This window comes from Mesorhizobium sp. WSM2561, from assembly GCF_000513915.1.
Classification (GTDB): Bacteria; Pseudomonadota; Alphaproteobacteria; order Rhizobiales; family Rhizobiaceae; genus Mesorhizobium; species Mesorhizobium muleiense.
Window position 1 is genome coordinate 104,236 of the sequence record NZ_AZUX01000002.1, and the last position, 16,126, is coordinate 120,361.

General features: G+C 60.3%; 19 protein-coding genes. 8 read left to right on the top strand and 11 right to left on the bottom strand.

All coding sequences use genetic code 11. The features are described 5' to 3' along the window. Positions 1 to 277 precede the first annotated feature (277 nt). The 3 genes from M727_RS0103615 (at position 278) to M727_RS35770 (ending at position 1,872) form a co-directional block, all read left to right on the top strand. Positions 278 to 643 (top strand): VOC family protein, encoded by a 366-nt coding sequence (locus M727_RS0103615; protein ID WP_027151519.1) that lies wholly within the window; start codon positions 278 to 280, stop codon positions 641 to 643. 440 nt (positions 644 to 1,083) lie between these two features. After that, positions 1,084 to 1,272 (top strand): hypothetical protein, encoded by a 189-nt coding sequence (locus tag M727_RS0103620; RefSeq protein WP_027151520.1) that lies wholly within the window; start codon positions 1,084 to 1,086, stop codon positions 1,270 to 1,272. Positions 1,273 to 1,584: 312 nt separating this feature from the next. Further along, the gene (locus M727_RS35770) at positions 1,585 to 1,872 is read left to right on the top strand and encodes a PAC2 family protein (protein WP_245268432.1); all 288 of its coding nucleotides are present in this window, start codon (positions 1,585 to 1,587) and stop codon (positions 1,870 to 1,872) included. A gap of 200 nt (positions 1,873 to 2,072) precedes the next feature. On the opposite strand, the gene M727_RS0103630 is transcribed toward M727_RS35770, so the two are convergent. Further along, positions 2,073 to 2,543 carry a GNAT family N-acetyltransferase gene (locus M727_RS0103630; RefSeq protein WP_245268434.1) on the bottom strand — a complete coding sequence of 157 codons (471 nt, stop codon included), beginning with the start codon at positions 2,541 to 2,543 and terminating at the stop codon, positions 2,073 to 2,075. Between the two features lie 195 nt (positions 2,544 to 2,738). Next, the gene (locus tag M727_RS0103635) at positions 2,739 to 4,475 is read right to left on the bottom strand and encodes an adenylate/guanylate cyclase domain-containing protein (protein ID WP_027151522.1); all 1,737 of its coding nucleotides are present in this window, start codon (positions 4,473 to 4,475) and stop codon (positions 2,739 to 2,741) included. Between the two features lie 623 nt (positions 4,476 to 5,098). Here M727_RS0103635 and M727_RS35775 point away from each other — a divergent pair. Beyond that, positions 5,099 to 5,662, top strand: a complete 564-nt coding sequence (locus M727_RS35775) for a thermonuclease family protein (RefSeq protein WP_245268436.1) — start codon at positions 5,099 to 5,101, stop codon at positions 5,660 to 5,662. Between the two features lie 280 nt (positions 5,663 to 5,942). Here the strand turns inward: M727_RS35775 and M727_RS41350 are convergent, their stop codons facing one another. The 9 genes from M727_RS41350 to M727_RS0103680 form a co-directional block, all read right to left on the bottom strand. Further along, positions 5,943 to 6,137: a hypothetical protein gene (locus tag M727_RS41350; protein ID WP_156941477.1), complete on the bottom strand. Its 195-nt coding sequence runs from the start codon at positions 6,135 to 6,137 to the stop codon at positions 5,943 to 5,945. Then, positions 6,104 to 6,442, bottom strand: coding sequence for a hypothetical protein (locus tag M727_RS35780; RefSeq protein ID WP_051505511.1), 339 nt, complete (start codon positions 6,440 to 6,442; stop codon positions 6,104 to 6,106). Before M727_RS35780 ends, M727_RS41350 begins: the two co-directional genes overlap by 34 nt. A gap of 332 nt (positions 6,443 to 6,774) precedes the next feature. After that, positions 6,775 to 7,236, bottom strand: coding sequence for a hypothetical protein (locus M727_RS0103650; protein ID WP_027151523.1), 462 nt, complete (start codon positions 7,234 to 7,236; stop codon positions 6,775 to 6,777). Next, positions 7,233 to 7,754 (bottom strand): HNH endonuclease signature motif containing protein, encoded by a 522-nt coding sequence (locus M727_RS35785; RefSeq protein WP_051505512.1) that lies wholly within the window; start codon positions 7,752 to 7,754, stop codon positions 7,233 to 7,235. Before M727_RS35785 ends, M727_RS0103650 begins: the two co-directional genes overlap by 4 nt. After that, entirely contained in the window at positions 7,754 to 7,966 is a 213-nt protein-coding gene (locus M727_RS41355) for a hypothetical protein (RefSeq protein WP_156941478.1), read from the bottom strand. Before M727_RS41355 ends, M727_RS35785 begins: the two co-directional genes overlap by 1 nt. Before the next feature lie 9 nt (positions 7,967 to 7,975). Further along, positions 7,976 to 8,185, bottom strand: a complete 210-nt coding sequence (locus tag M727_RS0103660) for a helix-turn-helix domain-containing protein (RefSeq protein WP_027151524.1) — start codon at positions 8,183 to 8,185, stop codon at positions 7,976 to 7,978. A gap of 198 nt (positions 8,186 to 8,383) precedes the next feature. After that, the gene (locus tag M727_RS0103670) at positions 8,384 to 8,734 is read right to left on the bottom strand and encodes a hypothetical protein (protein WP_027151525.1); all 351 of its coding nucleotides are present in this window, start codon (positions 8,732 to 8,734) and stop codon (positions 8,384 to 8,386) included. Further along, positions 8,724 to 9,281 carry a hypothetical protein gene (locus tag M727_RS0103675; protein ID WP_027151526.1) on the bottom strand — a complete coding sequence of 186 codons (558 nt, stop codon included), beginning with the start codon at positions 9,279 to 9,281 and terminating at the stop codon, positions 8,724 to 8,726. The genes M727_RS0103670 and M727_RS0103675 overlap by 11 nt, the downstream gene beginning before the upstream one ends. Positions 9,282 to 9,425: 144 nt before the next feature. Continuing rightward, complete coding sequence (locus M727_RS0103680) at positions 9,426 to 10,760, bottom strand: site-specific integrase (RefSeq protein WP_036261472.1); 1,335 nt, start codon at positions 10,758 to 10,760, stop codon at positions 9,426 to 9,428. Between the two features lie 882 nt (positions 10,761 to 11,642). On the opposite strand from M727_RS0103680, the gene M727_RS0103685 reads away from it, so the two are divergent. The 4 genes from M727_RS0103685 (at position 11,643) to ntrB (ending at position 16,119) form a co-directional block, all read left to right on the top strand. Continuing rightward, on the top strand, positions 11,643 to 12,242 hold the full coding sequence (locus tag M727_RS0103685) for an ANTAR domain-containing response regulator (protein WP_027151528.1): 600 nt from the start codon (positions 11,643 to 11,645) through the stop codon (positions 12,240 to 12,242). 2 nt (positions 12,243 to 12,244) lie between these two features. Beyond that, the gene (locus tag M727_RS0103690) at positions 12,245 to 13,483 is read left to right on the top strand and encodes a CmpA/NrtA family ABC transporter substrate-binding protein (protein WP_027151529.1); all 1,239 of its coding nucleotides are present in this window, start codon (positions 12,245 to 12,247) and stop codon (positions 13,481 to 13,483) included. Between the two features lie 361 nt (positions 13,484 to 13,844). Beyond that, a complete protein-coding gene (locus tag M727_RS0103695) occupies positions 13,845 to 15,161 on the top strand; it encodes a CmpA/NrtA family ABC transporter substrate-binding protein (protein ID WP_027151530.1) in 1,317 nt (438 codons plus the stop codon). A gap of 61 nt (positions 15,162 to 15,222) precedes the next feature. Further along, the gene (gene ntrB, locus M727_RS0103700; RefSeq protein ID WP_036261386.1) at positions 15,223 to 16,119 is read left to right on the top strand and encodes a nitrate ABC transporter permease; all 897 of its coding nucleotides are present in this window, start codon (positions 15,223 to 15,225) and stop codon (positions 16,117 to 16,119) included. Positions 16,120 to 16,126 lie beyond the last annotated feature (7 nt).

Below are 16,126 nucleotides of genomic sequence, written 5' to 3' on the forward strand. Positions count from 1 at the left end.
CACTGGACGGGCGAGTCGTCTCTCCCGGCTATTCTGGCCGGCTTCTCCGAGCATTCTGCGCCATCATCCCCTGTCGATTCGGCTGTTCCAGTTGGGGCCGTAAGCAGATCGGAAGCTTTCGAGCATCCAGTTGGCAAAAGTAGCCATTCAGCTAACGACCCAATCTCGGTCGTATAGGGGTGTCATAAACGTCCAAAAACCCTCAATCCTTCGCCACCGACAGGAAACCTTTTGCACGAGTTGACCGTTGTGGCCACAAGACAGAGGAGAAGGTTGAATGGCATCCGTCCGATACATCGTTGCGGACGTTAACGAGGCGGTCGCGTTCTATCGAGACAATCTCGCTTTCAAGATCGACAAGCACAATCCGGGCAAGTTCGCCGCGCTGCTGCGCGGCGACTTGACGCTGTATCTCAGCGCCCCCGGTGCGGGGAGCGGTGGTCAGGCGGGCGGCGATCCGAAGCCGGGCGGGTGGAATCGATTTATGATCGTTACGAACGAGATCGATGTCCTCATTGAGCGGTTGCGCCGGGCTGATGCAAGATTCCGCGGCGAAATCAGCGACGGTGGTGCCGGACGCGCCATCTTGCTCGAAGACCCGTCGGGCAACGTCATCGAGATATTCGAGTTCAAGAAGGACTGAGAGCCTGACGTAAAGCTGATGGTGGCGGCTGTTGGTTTTGATACGTCTGCTTTGGTCATGTGTCGCGTTCCGCCACCGACGGCAGATTTTTGGCCCGTCTTTGACCAGATCCGGACACTTGGTTTGGTGCGATTAGATGCGCGGCGTTGTTCCATACGGGAAACAAAAAGCCCGCCGCACCTTTCGGCACGGCGGGCGAGGGTCCTAGTCGTTCACCAGGCACGAGGGGGTGGGCGGGGGTGGTGTGCCCAGTGCGCAGAAATCCTACGCGCGCCGGCTGCGTGAGGTCTAGCAACCGGCGGTTGGCACCTCGCGCCACAGCGGGCTTATTCTGGCGCTTTGCCGTTAAAGAGAGTAAGGTTTCCCGGTCGCCCATACCTTCCGGCAATTGAGCGCTTGAGAGCGAGCAACGTGCTTTCGCCTAATCAGGGAGAAGCACGATGCACCAGCTTTATTCCAACCTCGTCACTCGCTATGAGAAGGCGGTGTCATTCCAAGACAGAGTTGTAGAGCATGAGCGCCGGTGCGGACATATCCTCCCGGAAAGCGAAATCCTGCTAGAGGTTCTGATCGAGAATTTGGCCGAAGCCCGCCGCGCCCTCGATCGCGAGACCCACAGTCATCACTAGCTCACCGGCCAAGCAGCTGTCTGGAAGCCGTCGGCTCGCTTCATTGATTAGTTCCGATATTAACGGATCGTTGACCGCGCTGTCCCAGAATAGGACAGCGCGGTCAAACCCAACCGGGATTGCGCAGGCGGCTCCGGCAATCAGCTCCCCCGCCTCACTGTCGGAGCCGCTTCCACACTCCTCTAAATACCAGCAATGGTTGAATCAACTGTTACCGCACGTGCTTTCCAGTGCGCTTTCTCCGTCGTTAAACTTTGATGGAACAGTCGCCTTCACAGTTGACGCTGAGACAGTCGATCCCAGCGAGGAAGGATGAACGGCCAAGATAACATCTGCAACGCGTGGGCAGCCCTCAAGCTGGTGCGCATGGCTATCGAACAGACCTGCCCCGCCGGCGTGCTGCCGAGCGAAGAAGCTGTCCTGCTGCTCTATGGTCCCGAGCCGATTCATGAGGGTGAAGCGCTGGCCAAAGCCATCATTGAGACCGTCGAGAGGCTGACCCGTTGCCTAGCGTTGATCCGTTGCCGACCGGCTAGTGGTGAAAGCCTGACGCTTAGCACCCCTCGGAACGGCAAGGTTGGGTGGAATCTTGCCGTCTGAGCTGACTACCGGAATGTGAAGCTAGCGCCATCTCCGGACGACCGCGAATACCGCCACGAAGGTCCGACTCGACGGGGAGCGGAAGTTCAGGCGAACTTTGGAGTTGTTGTTGTAGTTCGAAATGGCTTGGTTGAATCTCCAGCGTCTTCTGACCTGGACGAGAGCAATTACCAGCAGCGGGCGACCCCTTTGAGCTCTGCTCAGAGCGTCTTGCTCATCATCAGGATCGGCACCGGAGCGCCGCCACGGTCATCGACGAATTTCTCGGCGGGATGATAGCCGCAGGCTCGATACAGTGGCTCACCTGCCATTGTGGCTGCCAACTCGACACGAGCAAAGCCCTCGGCCTTGGCTGCGTTTTCACAAAGCGAAAGGATCAGACGACCGACACCGCGTCTGACAAAGGCCGGATGGGTATACATGGCTCTGACCCGCGCCGCGTCGTTGGCGGGGTCAAGCAGCGCCGAATTACGCCCGGGCGACTGATCCCCACCATACATGGTCGCGCGCCGGCTCCAGCCCCCACAACCTGCCAGGACGCCGTCGTGTTCCACGACGAAATAGGTGCCGTCATCGACAAGCTGCGTGTCCAGCCCCATGATTGCACGGCTGGATCGGATCTGGGCGTCGTCAAGAAAGGGCTTTTGGAGTTCGGCGATCGCCGCATCCATAAGCGCAGTGATGGCCGCGAGATCCTCGCGTCGCGCGATCCGATGCCGCAAGTCTCCGTTGGCCATGTCAAGCACACAGCGATGGGAACAAACGCACGATATGGCGAATTTCGTTCCGGCAGAAGACCAAATTTTGCCGCTGCGGCAGCCTTGGGGCGCCTGTCGACAGCAGGCCTGGGGTATATCCAACGCGAGTCATTCCGGAAGCCCCGCCAGGCGATAGCCCTCCACGATATGCCGCCGCACGTCCTCGGCCGGGAAAGGCTGCGAAGCCGACCAATGCCGGATTGTGAAGTGCGGATTGCTTATCATGAACATTTTTGCTTCCCAGCGCGCTTCCTCCAATCGGCCAAGTTGCGCAAGGCTTGCCGCAAGCAGGCGTCGTGAAGTCGTGCGATAAGTTTCAGGCCTGCGCAGCGTTTGAACCGCGGATTCGTAGTCGCCGATGGCATATTGGGCCTGGCCCAGCATCCAGTAATACCAACCGGGCGGGTGAGGGTTGAGCCGGAGCGCCCTGCGCACCTGCTCTATGGCCTCGGCTGGCCGGCCCTTTTCTGTCGTCAGTTCAGCCTGCATCGCCCAGGCGTCGGCGTGATTGGGATCCAGCTTGTGGGCAGCGTCGAATTCGGCATCTGATTCCGCCCAGCGACCCTCATGGCCCAATATGACGCCCAATACCCATCGGTTTCCGGCGTCGTTCGGGTCGAGTTCGACCGCCTGCTGTGCTTCGGCAAGCGCCCTCGCCCGGTTGGGATCCATCGGTTCGTCCCAGAACTCCCAGCCCAGCCAGAGATTGAGTGCCAGCCACCGGTGCGCCTCCGCATATTCCGGATCGAGCGCGATTGCCCGATTCAGCAGGAAAATGGCTTCTTTCGCGGTGATCGCCGTTTGCAGGCCCAGGCCACGCGCACGCACACAGAGATCATAGGCCTCCAGATTGCTCGGTCTGTTGCGCACTGGCGCGGCGATCAGGCGGCCCACCAGGGCCTCGACAATCTTGCCGGTCACCTCGTCCTGGACGGCGAATATGTCTTCAAGGCTCCGGTCGAATCTTTCGGCCCAAAGGTGGTCGCCCGCGATCGCGTCGATCAGTTGAGCGTTGATACGCACCCGTCCGGCGGCCCGCCGTGCACTACCTTCAAGGAGATGGCGCACTCCCAGTTCGCGCGCGATGCGACGCACATCCACGTGCCTGCCCTTGTATGCAAATGCCGAGTTGCTGGCGATGACGAACAGCTCGCTCGTCCTCGAGAGGTCCGTGATCAGGTCTTCGGTGAGGCCGTCGACAAAAGCTTCCTGCTCCGGATCGTTGCTCATGTTCGTAAAGGGAAGGACGGCTATGGAGGGCTTGGCGGGAAGCGGGAGCGGCGCTTTCTCCGCCGGCCCGCCATCTTCCGACGCGGCCGACAACCGAATCCGGTAGACGGACACCGGTTCGGCGACGTTCTTTATCGCTTGCGGACCAAGTTCGTCGAAGCCGCAATCAAGCTTCCGCTTGACTTGGTCATAAACGCTGCCGGAGATACAGATATCTCCTGCCCCGGCCATTGCCTGAAGTCGCACGGCGACAACGACGCCGTCGCCGAACAGATCGCCGTCCTCGACAACGACATCGCCCAGATTGATGCCGATATGCAGGTTGATTTGCCGGTCGACAGCCAAACCTTCGTTCGCGGCCGCCATCCGCCTCTGGAGGTCGACGGCGCATGACACGGCGTTTACCGCGCTTGCGAACTCGACAAGAACGCCATCACCCATCACTTTTACGACACGGCCTTGGCGGTCGCGGACCAGTGGCTCGAGGATCTCCTTCCGCCGCCCCCTTAATGCGGCCAACGTTCCTTGCTCGTCCATGTCCAGAAGTCGACTGTAGCCCACCACGTCGGCAGCCAAGATGGCTGCAAGACGGCGTTGGGCGCGTACTTCGGGCATTTGCATTTGCTTTCACAGAAAGCAGGGCAACGGATTGTATTGACGCCCATTTCAAAAGTCTATCAGGCTGGACTTAGAAAACGGGTTTGCCAAGCATCCAAGTCGGGTGAGCCAATGGCCGATTTCCCGCTTGATCCGGTCGTCCGTCGGCCCCAATGAGAACGTCGCAGAAGGGTCACGGATTGTCGTAGCGCTGCCCAGAAGGAAGGGCATGGAAGGGACGATTCTTGCCGTCCACCGGTACCAAGTGTCAGACTTTCACCACTAGGGCAGCTTCTGGACTCTCGCACAGAATGGCGGCATTCTCTCTTCGGGGAGAGCGGGCGTGGGCAAAGGCCACCGTTATCAAGGCGCCAATCAGGCTAACCGCTGGCGAAGGCGCGCCGGCAGAGCGTCACGGCGGCTGCCGCGACCGCTCTTGGGGCTGATCTTCCTCGGCGTCGGCACGCTTGCCGCCGCAGTCACCCAATTCGCGATCCAGAGCACCGCCGGCCAACAGAGCACCTCTGGCCTCCAAAGCACGATAACAAACTGGACAGAACCATTGCCCGGCCCCATGAAAGGCCGCGCCTCCGTGATCGATGGCGACACAGTAGAGATTGCAGGCCAAAGGATTCGTTTCAATGGCATCGACGCGCCCGAGAGCCGTCAGCACTACGACGACGCCAAGGGCTTTGACTACCCATGCGGACGCCGCGCTGCGCAAGCCCTTAGACAAGTTCCTGGCAGCTTCGCGACCGCTGCATTGCAGCTTTGTCGATCGTGATCAGTACGGGCGTCTCGTCGGGAACTGCAATCGCGCCGACGGCCGAAGCGTTCAGAAATGGCTCGTCGAACAAGGCCTCGCTCTAGATTGGCCTCGCTATTCGAACGGCGCATTTGCCGCCGAACAACGGGCCGCCAAGGCCGCGCATCGCGGAGTTTGGCAGGGCCACTTCGATCAACCATGGGACTGGCGGGATGCCAACGCCGGCAAGGTCGAGAGCGTCAGCGAGCAATCGACCGGCTTCGGCCTTCTTGGTGGCTGCAGCATCAAGGGCAACATCTCGGCCAAAGGCGAGCGCATCTATCACGTACCCGGGCAGAAATACTATTCGCAAACCCGTATCAGCCAAGTGAGTGGGGAGCGCTGGTTTTGTTCTGAGGCCGATGCTCAGGCGGCAGGATGGCGGAAGGCAAGGCGATAACCTCACTGGCGGATTGGCGAAGTCGGTTCATGCTTATATCACCGCGGCCGCAGCTCGCCGCGCATCCGCAATCAGAGCCGCAATCTCTTTGCGCTGTGCGATAGCCTCGCAAGTGAATCGTCCGTGTCGATATTGGCCGTGGCCGGCGCTTTGGGTGCTCCGCCGCCAGCACCATGAAATCGGCAAACCCGGTGCCCCCGCTTTGCAGGCGCTTTGCAGCCAACCCCGCTGCGCTTGCTGCGAGCCTGACAACGCGGTGCGCGGTTCATGGGGTTATCGATCATTTTTCTTCACCTACCCCGCCCCCATGGGCGACGTTGCCGACGATGGCTTGTCCGCCCTTTTCAACGTTCACGCGCTCGACAATCACGCGCTGCTCTCCCTTGCTGCGATAGCGCTTCAGAGCCTCAACCTGGGCCACATATGTACGGGCGAGGCGGTTTAATGCCCGTTCTTGCGATCCTTCAATTCCCACGTCTTGGCTTGTCCCATGCACATAGCGGCATTCATCGTGGCCATGTGAATGGCGGCCATCTGGACACCAAGAGTCGCTTCGATCTGGTCCTTCGGTCGGAGCCCGCATACCATGGAGAGTGCATAGTTCATTTCACCCTCACGTACGGAGCCGACCTGAGCAACCTTGGCCAGTGAATCGAGAGTGCCGGCAAGGAAGGTGCCGTTATCGGCCCCTACGGCTTCGGCCAAAAGCTCATAGCCTAGTGCCGGGTCAGGGTGGTCTACCGCGAGCGATGCGATGCGGCTGCCGCCATCTTCGCTCATCGAGACTTTTATTTGCGGAACCGGACGCTTGCTCTCGCGGCGCTTAGCGTAGGCGGCCTGTGATGCAAGTTCCCGTTGCGTCGGCTTGTATGGCGTTACTACAGCGGTTTCCGCCTTGGCCCACGCTGCCCTCGATGGCTTTCGTCCTTTCCCTCCAAAGCCTCTTGCCGACGATGAGGGAACGCCTTCGTTCGCGGTTTTGACGGTCTCAGTAAAAGTCTTCTTTTCTGTAGAATTCTCGGTTCCAGTCTCTTCTCCGTCTCGTGTAACTGTCTCCGTCTCAGTCTCCTTATGTCGACAGGGTCTCGACACAGTGTCGGGACTGTGTGGGGTCATGAGGCTCTCCTGGTCATGTAGGACGAGTTCCCAAGCCTTGAACCGTTGATGGTTTCCACGGTGCTTGGGATCAGGGCCGGTTGCAGTTCGGCTTCGGCTATTTCGCGCACGGCATCACTTTCGATGTCAGAGACTACGCGAACGATGGATTTCTGATGGCTGACGTTCATTGGCTTGTTGTGGCCAAACCAGCCAATGACGAAGTACTCGTCTGTATCGGGGTCGAAGGCGAGCAAGTCGCCCTCGATAAGATCTTGACGAGCCGTCTGCATGCGTTCAATCGGCCAACCCAGATCCGCCGCCGCATACGCGTCCGGCATTCTGAAGCAGCCCGCGCTGGTCTGATGTTCACTGGTCAGGAAGAACAGCAACAGAAAGCGAGCATCATCAGAGGGTAGTGCGCGAAACCGTTTTGAGCGCCACACCTTCGGGCTGATTTTTGAGAATTCGCGGCTCATGTCGCGCCGCTCCTCTCTGCCGAAAACTCACCGTAATGGTGTTGTTCTGTCGCGGTTCGTGCAGCTGCCGCTTCGTCAAAGCTGCCAAAGGTCCCTAGTACGCGGTTTTGTAAGTCAAGACCGATGAAGGCTTGCCAGCGACCACTAGCCGTCTGCGTAACGCCGACCCTGCCACTGCTGTTTCGCTTACCTGGACGGCGGTTGCGAGCGTTCTGGAGCGGCGTCGCCTCTCGCAGATTCTTCCATCGGTTATCGGCACGCATACCGTTCTTATGGTCGACCTGATGGGTCGGCCACTTACCAGTCATGATCAGCCAGATAACGCGGTGAGCTTTGTAGAGGCGATAGTCGATCTCGACCTGGGTATAGCCTTCACTCGTCCGCGTGCCGTCTAGCGCACCGCTGAAAGTACCGGGGCGGGCGACCCGCCAATTCAGCGCGCCGGTTTCCGGATTGTAGATCAGCAGGGCCCTTGCGCGCTCTGCTGTTAGGGCTGGGAGTTGAGGGCGAGGCGCCATTAACGCACCCCCAATCCTGCCAATCGGCAGACTTCGAATGCGGTTGCTGGCGGAACCCGAAAGCGTGCTGCAATCACGGCGATGGCGTATGAACCATCATCAATTGCAATTGCCGTTTCGGAGTGAATTTGGTAGAAAGAGGCCGCAACAGCATTCCTATCTACCGAGCCGCCGAGCCCTGCCAGGCCGGCGGCTTTGTCGTGACTGTTCATGATCGCACCTCACGCCGCTACAGACGTGGATTTGCGGCGATTGGCATTCAGCCATCTGTCGAGGTCGTCCGGGTCATAGACGACTGTTCTGCCGATAGATATGTAGATCGGACCGCTGCCATAAAGACGCAGCTTGTTGAACGTCGATTCGGTGGAACCGCAATAGCTGGCGGCTTCCTTGGTTCGCATTTTCGGGCGATGCGTGGGGGTGTCTAGCATGGCGTTGTTTGTCTCTCTCAGTATTGCCCTGCGACTTTGCAAGGGCGCCAGCGCAATTGCTGGACACGGGGAGAGCATGCCGGTCGGTATTATTGCCGTCTATTTACGCCGCCAACTTGGTGGCGGCAGGTGGAGTAAGATGGCGTAAGGCTGGCGGATGAGTGGCGGATGATTGGCGGGAGCCTGGCGGAAAAAGTGCTATGAACCCTTTCGCGCCCTGCGCGGGAACACGGGCGGCCTCTTGGCCCAAATTTTTTTTCTGAGTTGTGGAATCGAGAGGTCGGGGAACTCCGCTCGTGCCATGGCTTCAAATTTCTTCTGGGTGAATACTGGCTGTTGATTGTTTTCCACTGAATCGAACAGCGGCTTAGCCCATTCCATCAATTTTTCCGGGTTAACATCCTTCTTTGTTGTTCTATCGACATCTGGCTTTGCCGCATTCTCCAGCGAACGCAAAAGGGCGTCGAAACTTTTCCTGCCGAAATAGAGGTAATGAAAGGCGTCCCCGCCAACGGAGTTTGAAAACGCCTTTTGCGGGTCAGGGTGCATTTCGCCCCTCACGAACCGCCGCCGCCTTCTCAGTATGCCATGCATCAACGGGCAGCGGGTCGCTCATCCTGCCGCCGGGCCTGGGGCGCAAAGCAGCAAGGAGAGAACCGTTCGCGCATGCTTCCACTATGATGGAAACCACGGTATTGAAGTGCCGATGCATGGCCGTCAGGTCCATGTCCACATCTTCGGCCAGATCCAAGCCGGCCTCCCACTCGTCATCAGAGAAAATCAGAGGCTTAGGACCGTAAGGGCCATACTCGCGCAGGGGGCGGCCCATCTCTGGCCTGTGCTGCCGCAGCAGCATGTTAATCCGCTCTTTGTCCGATGGCGTCACTTGCGATTGCGACTGGCGTAAGACCTTTCCACCAAGCAAGGGGATTCTGCGAAAGTTGAACGGCTCGGCCGCGAGAGGCTCTGTGCCTGTCCATAGATCGCCAAAAGCCACCGGGCCCACTTCCAAGACAGCCCGAGCTGCAAACACATAGCCGGGAATCTGGACAGGCCACCGCCCCTGGTTACTCCAAAACGGAACGCGTACGTTCATCGCTGCACCTTTCGCGCGATGCACCTGAGGGCCGCAGGGAAGCCGGTGGTGCTAACCGGCTTGTCGGATGCCTCCTATCCCTGCGGGTCTGTCAGACCTTTTGAACCTTTTGAGTGTTCCGGTTCTGGGGCATTTGAGAATTTTTCATCCTCTGAGTTTCACAACATTTTCCGCCGATGGTGGCTCTGCATCGCCCATCGCTTCGGCAATGCGCTTGCCTATCGCGTTGGACGCCTTGCGCAGCGGATCGGCTTCAAGATGCGCATAGCGTTCGGTGGTGCGCGATTGGGCATGGCCTAGAAGCTTGCCCACGATCGGCAGTCCAAGATTGGCACCGACGCCTATTGATGCATGGGTGTGCCGCAAATCATGGATGCGCACCCTAAAGCCGGGATTATCAGACTGTGCAGCCAGGCCGGCGCGCTTGCGGATCATCTGCCATGGCCGCTTAAGGTCGGAGCGCGGCCGGCTTTCCATCTTGCCGCCCTTGAGGGCGCGCGGTTTGCCGGGGATAACGTGACGATCGATCCGGGGCAGATCGGCCAGAACCATTTGAGCCGGGGCGTTTAGAATGATGGTTTTCTGCCCTGTCTTGCTGTCAGGCAGCAGCAGCAATCCACGCTCAAGGTCCACCATGTCCCATGTCAGATGCAGGATTTCCCGCAACCTGGCACCGGTCAGGATAAACAGCCGAAGCGCCGCGGCCGATGCAGGATCTAGCTTGACCAGCCGATTGCCGGCCTTAGGGGCGTGCTTGGTTTTTTTGTCGGGGTCTGGCTCCCATGCAATGCCAACGGTTTCAGCCTCACGGATGGCAGAGCCGAGCCGCAAGATTTCTTCCGACGACAGAAACCGCTCCCGTTTGGACTCTCGATATTTGGCGATGCCGGCAGCGGGGTTTTCCATCTTGGGCAGAATCTTGCCCTTAATGGCCCATCCGTACATCGAACTAATCACGTCCCGAACCCGGTTCGCGGTCGTCGGCTTTGCCTTCAGGCTTATGTGTAGGCCGGCGATATCGCTCGGGGTGACGGCAGCCGCCTTGCGCGTTCCGAACTGCGGCACCGCGTAGGCGTTCAGCATGTGGGCATATTGCGCGTGAGTGTTCGCCTTCTTGAGCGCTTCGACATGGTGGAGGAAGGCATCGGCCAGTTTCGCGAACGTGACGGCGCCGCGTTCCTCGGCTCTATCCCGTGAGGGGTCTTGCCCTTGGACGACAGAGGCCAGGAGGTCTTTCGCCACGTCGCGGGCTTGGTCGGGCGTGACCTTGCCAACCTTGGCAATCGTCACTCGCTTGACGGGAGCATTCTTTCCCGAGCCGGCGCGATAGCGGACGATATAGGACATGCCGCCAGTAGCGCGGACGCGAAGGCCAAACCCGATCAGCTCGCTATCGAACACATAGAAGTCTGTGCCGTTGGGCTTGGTGGCATCGACCACGCGCTTTGTGATTTTGACCGTTCTGCCGCCTTCTGACATTTCCGCTACCAGTTTGAGCCTCGGGGCACCGCCGGGGCACCGCGAAAACGGAAAGCCGACGACTCCTACGGACACACCATAGCTGATTTGCCTTAGAAACAATAGCATTGCGGAAATATGACGCCACGAACGGAAACAGAACGAAAGTCAGGCCCCATGAATGGCATTCAAGAGGTCGTCGGTTCGATTCCGATTGGCTCCATCAGTTTTCTCTTTGGGAAAATCAGTCTGATTTAGGCCTGCCTATAACTGGCAGGCCCGACAACTCGCGCGGGTCCCTGAAAAATTCGCCGTATTTGGCTAGTCTGAGGCTGAAAACCCCGGCAACCACGGGGTTTTCAGCACACTAACTGCTACTAATACCAGGCCCAGACCCAAACACGCCTGCGAAAGCACCGTCTGCGCAGACGGCCATATCGCCAGGCACGACGACAGGCCCTTCTCCAAGCCCGCCGCCGGCGCCGCCGCCTGCGGTGCCAGCTCCGATGTCGGACCGGCTCCGCCTGAGTATCTTCATCTTCGAAGGGCTCTGTCTCCAGCGCGTCGAGTTCATCGAGGATGCCACTTCTGGCCCCCGGCACGCCGGCTACTGCGTTGATAGGTCGAACTGCGCTTACAAGGGCTGCTGCCCCAGCAACGCAAAACATTCCTGTCAAAAATGATCGCCGATCCATGGAAACCTCCAATCTTCTAGCCAGCGAGACAAGGGTCGCAAACTGAAAAATAGCGCAGTCGAAACAAAAGCAAAGCAGACGCTATGAATCGTATTTAGAGAAGCTTAGCGGGTCAGCTCCGCGAACATCGGGCAGTTCCCGAAGCGGTAACTGGGCCAATTCTCACCCTGCCGCATTGCACAATCGCGCGCCGTGCGCAAAATGCGGCATGATCCGGAAATCCCTCACCGTCCTGGTGATCGACGAAAACCACATTCGCGCCTCCATCATCCAGGCGGGATTGCGGGAGGCCGGGCATGAGCAGGTCACGGTCGTTCACGATGTTGCGGGAATAGCGCGCCGCATTGCCGAGATCGAACCGGACGTAATCGTCATCGATCTCGAAAATCCCAACCGCGATATGCTTGAAAACATGTTCCAGCTTTCGCGCGTGGTGAAGCGGCCGATCGCCATGTTCGTGGACCGGTCGGATCAGGCTTCAATCGAAGCTGCGGTGGAAGCGGGGGTCTCCGCCTATGTCGTCGACGGGCTGCGCCAGGAGCGCGTCAAGCCGATACTCGACATGGCGATCAGCCGCTTCAACGCATTCTCGCGGATGGCGCGCGAACTTGAGGAAGCCCGCAGTGAATTGGAGGACCGCAAGGTCATCGACCGCGCCAAGGGCATCCTGATGCGATCACGCGGCCTGTCGGAGGACGCGGCCTATACGCTTCTGCGCAAGACCGCCATGAACCAGAACCGCAAGATCAGCGAAATCGCGCAGAGCCTGGTGACGGCGGCAGGCCTTCTGGATCCCGGAGAGAGTTGAGCATGGCGGCCGAACACCAGATCAATGCCGGTTTCATGCCGCTCTTCGACAGCGCCGTTCTTGTCGCAGCGAAGGAGATCGGCTTTGCCGCGCGCGAAGGCGTCGACCTGACGCTCAGCCGCGAAACCTCTTGGGCCAACATCCGCGACCGCATCGCGATCGGGCATTTCGATCTGGCGCATATGCTGGGGCCGATGCCGATCGCCTGCAATCTGGGGCTCACCCCGCTCGCCTCCGACACGATCGTGCCGTTCTCGCTGGGACTGGGCGGTAACTGCGTAACGGTTTCGAACACGCTCTGGGCGGGCATGGCCGCGCACGGCGCCTTGCCCGATCTCAATCCGGCGCGGGCCGGCAAGGCCCTGGGAGCGCTGATCCGTGAACGGGCAAATGCCGGTCGCGACCCACTGCGCTTTGCGATCGTGCATCCGCACTCCGGACACAATTACGAACTGCGCTACTGGCTCGCCGCCTGCGGCATCGATCCGTCGCGCGAAATAGAAATCGTCATCGTGCCGCCGCCCTTCATGGCCGACGCACTCGCCGCCGGCAGGATCGACGGCTACTGCGCCGGCGAACCGTGGAACAGCGCCTCGGTCGTCGCCGGCACCGGCCATATCGCCACGGTCAAGGCCACCATCTGGAAGACCAGCCCCGAGAAAGTCGTCGGCGTGCGCAAGGCCTGGGCCGAAAAACACCCGGAAGCGCTTTCGGCGCTGCTGCGCGCGCTCCATCACGCCGCGCGCTGGTGCCAGGATCCGGCAAACCGCGGCGAACTGGCCGCCCTGATGGCGCAGCCTTCCTTCCTCGGCCTTTCGCCGGCGCTGCAGATGCCGATCCTGACCGGACATCTTGCGCTGGGCGGCGGCGCGGAACTGACCGTCGAGGACTTCTTTCTGCCTTTCGGCAAGGCGGCAAATTTTCCGTGGAAAAGCCACGCGCTGTGGTTCTACACGCAGATGGTCCGTTGGGGGCAGGTCAAGCACAGCGCTGCCCACATGGCGCTCGCGCGGGACACCTACCGGCCCGACCTCTATCGCGCAGCGCTGAAGCCGCTCGGCGTCGCACTTCCCGGCGCCAATTCTAAGGTGGAGGGCGCGCTGGCGTCTGCCACACCTGTCGGCTCCGCCGGCGCCAGTCTGGTGCTCGGCCCCGATGGTTTCTTCGATGGCCAGATATTCGATCCCGACGAGATCGACGCCTACATTGTCGGGCAGAAATTGGCGCGCGCCGAAGCCTGATCATTTTCGCGCCATTCTTGTGCATTGCACAAAAATTATGCGTGCAACTGCGCTAAATGAACAATCTTTGGCTTGCTCGCCCAACGGGCCAGCGCGCCGATGATTGTGGCATGCCGTTGATCTCATTGATGTTTGTCATCCATTCCGAAACTGGCACGGTTCCTGCATTGCAATAAGCAGACTCTTTTCGGGTCACGGAACAGGCGTCCAATGGCGGGCGCTACAGGCAAAGCTGCCGCTCAGGTCAACACGCGATCCCGGATGGACGGACGCGCGCGGCCTGGCCGGCGGCTTTTTTTGTTTTGACCGAGCACGGCAATCGACGGCGCTGATCCCAAGCAGTGCCCAACGGGAGACGACGATGACGAAACGCATCAAGACTGAAGCCCCTCTCGAGGGCATGACCCGCCGCAATTTTCTGATGGCAAGTGCTGCCACCGCGGCAACCCTGGCAGCGGCGCGCGCGCTGCTGCCGTCTGGCGCCTATGCGGCGCCCGCGGCACCGGAAGTCACCGGCGCCAAGCTCGGCTTCATCGCGCTGACCGACGCGGCGCCGCTGATGATCGCCAAGGAGAAGGGCCTGTTCGAGAAATTCGGCATGCCCGATGTCGAGGTGCTCAAGCAGGCCTCCTGGGGCGCGACGCGCGACAATCTGATGCTCGGCGGCGAAGCCAACGGCATCGACGGCGCCCATATCCTGACGCCGATGCCTTACCTGATGCATACCGGCAAGGTGACGCAGAACAACCAGCCGATGCCGATGGCGATCGTCGCGCGGCTGAATTACGACTGCCAGGCGATTTCCGTCGCGCAGGAATATGCCGGCACCGGCGTCGGCCTCGACGCCTCCAAGCTGAAGGACGCCTTCGCGGCCAAGAAGGCCGAAGGCAAGGAGGTGAAGGCCGCCATGACCTTCCCGGGCGGCACTCATGATCTCTGGTTGCGCTATTGGCTGGCCGCCGGCGGCATCGATCCCAACAAGGATGTCTCGACCATCGTCGTGCCGCCACCGCAGATGGTCGCCAACATGAAGGTCGGCAACATGGACGTGTTCTGCGTCGGCGAGCCATGGAACGAGCAACTCGTCCATCAGGGAGTCGGCTTCACGGCCGCCACCACGGGCGAGTTGTGGAAAGGCCATCCGGAAAAGGCGCTCGGCCTGCGCGCCGCCTTCATCGACAAAAACCCGAATGCCACCAAGGCGATCCTGATGGCCGTCATGGAAGCCCAGCAATGGTGCGAATCCTTGGAAAACAAGGACGAGATGGCGGCCATCATCGGCAAGCGGCAATGGATGAACGTGCCGACCGCCGACATCATCGGCCGCCTCAAGGGCGACATCAACTATGGCAATGACCGCATTGCCACCGGCACCGACCTCTACATGAAGTTCTGGAAGGGCGGCGTGTCCTATCCGTTCAAGAGCCACGACAGCTGGTTCCTCGCCGAGAACATCCGCTGGGGCAAATTCGCGGCGACCACCGACATCAAGGCGCTGGTCGATCAAGTCAACCGCGAAGATCTATGGCGCGAGGCGGCCAAGGATCTCGGCGTTCCTGCGGCCGATATCCCGGCGTCTCCATCGCGCGGCGTCGAGACCTTCTTCGACGGCAAGATTTTCGATCCAGCCAACCCGTCCGCCTATCTCGACAGCCTCAAGATCAAGGCATCGGCCTGACGTCGACGGCAAGCGCCGCCGCTGGCGCCGCTTGCCAGTGCTCAAGGAGCTTATTGCGAAAATGTCTATTCAAGCCATCGAGGACACCAAGGTGAAGGCGTTCCCCGCGCCTGCCAAGCCTGCAGAGGTCATAGCTTTCACCGCCAAGGTGAGGCGCCGCTTCGATCCCGCCGCGATCGCCGGCAAGCTGGCGAGCACCCTGGTGCCGCCGGCCGTAGTCATCATCGTCATGCTCGTCGTCTGGCAGGTCGCCTGCTCGTCGCCCAATGCGAGCTTGCCGCCACCTAGCCAGGTATGGAACGAGGCCTACGATCTGATCGCCCATCCGTTCTTCGACTATGGTCCGCAGGATATCGGACTGGCCTGGCGGGTGCTGATCTCGCTGCAGCGCGTCGCCATCGGCTTCGGCCTGGCTGCCATCGTCGGCGTCGCGCTCGGCGCTCTGGTCGGCCAGTCGATCTGGGCGATGCGCGGCCTCGATCCTGTGTTCCAGATTCTGCGCACCGTGCCGCCGCTCGCCTGGCTGCCGCTGTCGCTGGCTGCCTTCCGCGATTCCAGCCCGTCGGCGATCTTCGTCATCTTCATCACCTCGATCTGGCCGGTGATCATCAACACCGCCGTTGGCGTCCGCAACATCCCCGAGGACTACCGCAACGTCGCCCGCATCCTCCGGCTCAACCAGATCGAGTTCTTCGTAAAGATCATGGTGCCGGCCGCAGCGCCCTACATCTTCACCGGCTTGAGGATCGGCATCGGCCTGTCCTGGCTCGCCATCGTCGCCGCCGAAATGCTGACCGGAGGCGTCGGCATAGGCTTCTTCATCTGGGATGCCTGGAACTCGTCGCGGCTGCCCGACATCATCGTCGCGCTCGCCTATATCGGCGTCACCGGCTTCTGCCTCGACCGTCTGGTCGCGGCGGTCGGCGTCTTCGTCACCCGCGGCACAACGGCAAAGTGAGGAGAGG

Excerpts from the sequence above, each read along its gene's own strand:
- M727_RS0103615 (WP_027151519.1), top strand. The coding sequence starts at position 278 with ATGGCATCCGTCCGATACATCGTTGCGGACGTTAACGAGGCGGTCGCG.
- M727_RS0103620 (WP_027151520.1), top strand. The coding sequence starts at position 1,084 with ATGCACCAGCTTTATTCCAACCTCGTCACTCGCTATGAGAAGGCGGTG.
- M727_RS35770 (WP_245268432.1), top strand. The coding sequence starts at position 1,585 with ATGAACGGCCAAGATAACATCTGCAACGCGTGGGCAGCCCTCAAGCTG.
- M727_RS0103630 (WP_245268434.1), bottom strand. The coding sequence starts at position 2,543 with ATGGATGCGGCGATCGCCGAACTCCAAAAGCCCTTTCTTGACGACGCC.
- M727_RS0103635 (WP_027151522.1), bottom strand. The coding sequence starts at position 4,475 with ATGCCCGAAGTACGCGCCCAACGCCGTCTTGCAGCCATCTTGGCTGCC.
- M727_RS35775 (WP_245268436.1), top strand. The coding sequence starts at position 5,099 with ATGGCATCGACGCGCCCGAGAGCCGTCAGCACTACGACGACGCCAAGG.
- M727_RS35780 (WP_051505511.1), bottom strand. The coding sequence starts at position 6,442 with ATGAGCGAAGATGGCGGCAGCCGCATCGCATCGCTCGCGGTAGACCAC.
- M727_RS0103650 (WP_027151523.1), bottom strand. The coding sequence starts at position 7,236 with ATGAGCCGCGAATTCTCAAAAATCAGCCCGAAGGTGTGGCGCTCAAAA.
- M727_RS35785 (WP_051505512.1), bottom strand. The coding sequence starts at position 7,754 with ATGGCGCCTCGCCCTCAACTCCCAGCCCTAACAGCAGAGCGCGCAAGG.
- M727_RS41355 (WP_156941478.1), bottom strand. The coding sequence starts at position 7,966 with ATGAACAGTCACGACAAAGCCGCCGGCCTGGCAGGGCTCGGCGGCTCG.
- M727_RS0103660 (WP_027151524.1), bottom strand. The coding sequence starts at position 8,185 with ATGCTAGACACCCCCACGCATCGCCCGAAAATGCGAACCAAGGAAGCC.
- M727_RS0103670 (WP_027151525.1), bottom strand. The coding sequence starts at position 8,734 with ATGCACCCTGACCCGCAAAAGGCGTTTTCAAACTCCGTTGGCGGGGAC.
- M727_RS0103675 (WP_027151526.1), bottom strand. The coding sequence starts at position 9,281 with ATGAACGTACGCGTTCCGTTTTGGAGTAACCAGGGGCGGTGGCCTGTC.
- M727_RS0103680 (WP_036261472.1), bottom strand. The coding sequence starts at position 10,760 with ATGTCAGAAGGCGGCAGAACGGTCAAAATCACAAAGCGCGTGGTCGAT.
- M727_RS0103685 (WP_027151528.1), top strand. The coding sequence starts at position 11,643 with ATGATCCGGAAATCCCTCACCGTCCTGGTGATCGACGAAAACCACATT.
- M727_RS0103690 (WP_027151529.1), top strand. The coding sequence starts at position 12,245 with ATGGCGGCCGAACACCAGATCAATGCCGGTTTCATGCCGCTCTTCGAC.
- M727_RS0103695 (WP_027151530.1), top strand. The coding sequence starts at position 13,845 with ATGACGAAACGCATCAAGACTGAAGCCCCTCTCGAGGGCATGACCCGC.
- ntrB (WP_036261386.1), top strand. The coding sequence starts at position 15,223 with ATGTCTATTCAAGCCATCGAGGACACCAAGGTGAAGGCGTTCCCCGCG.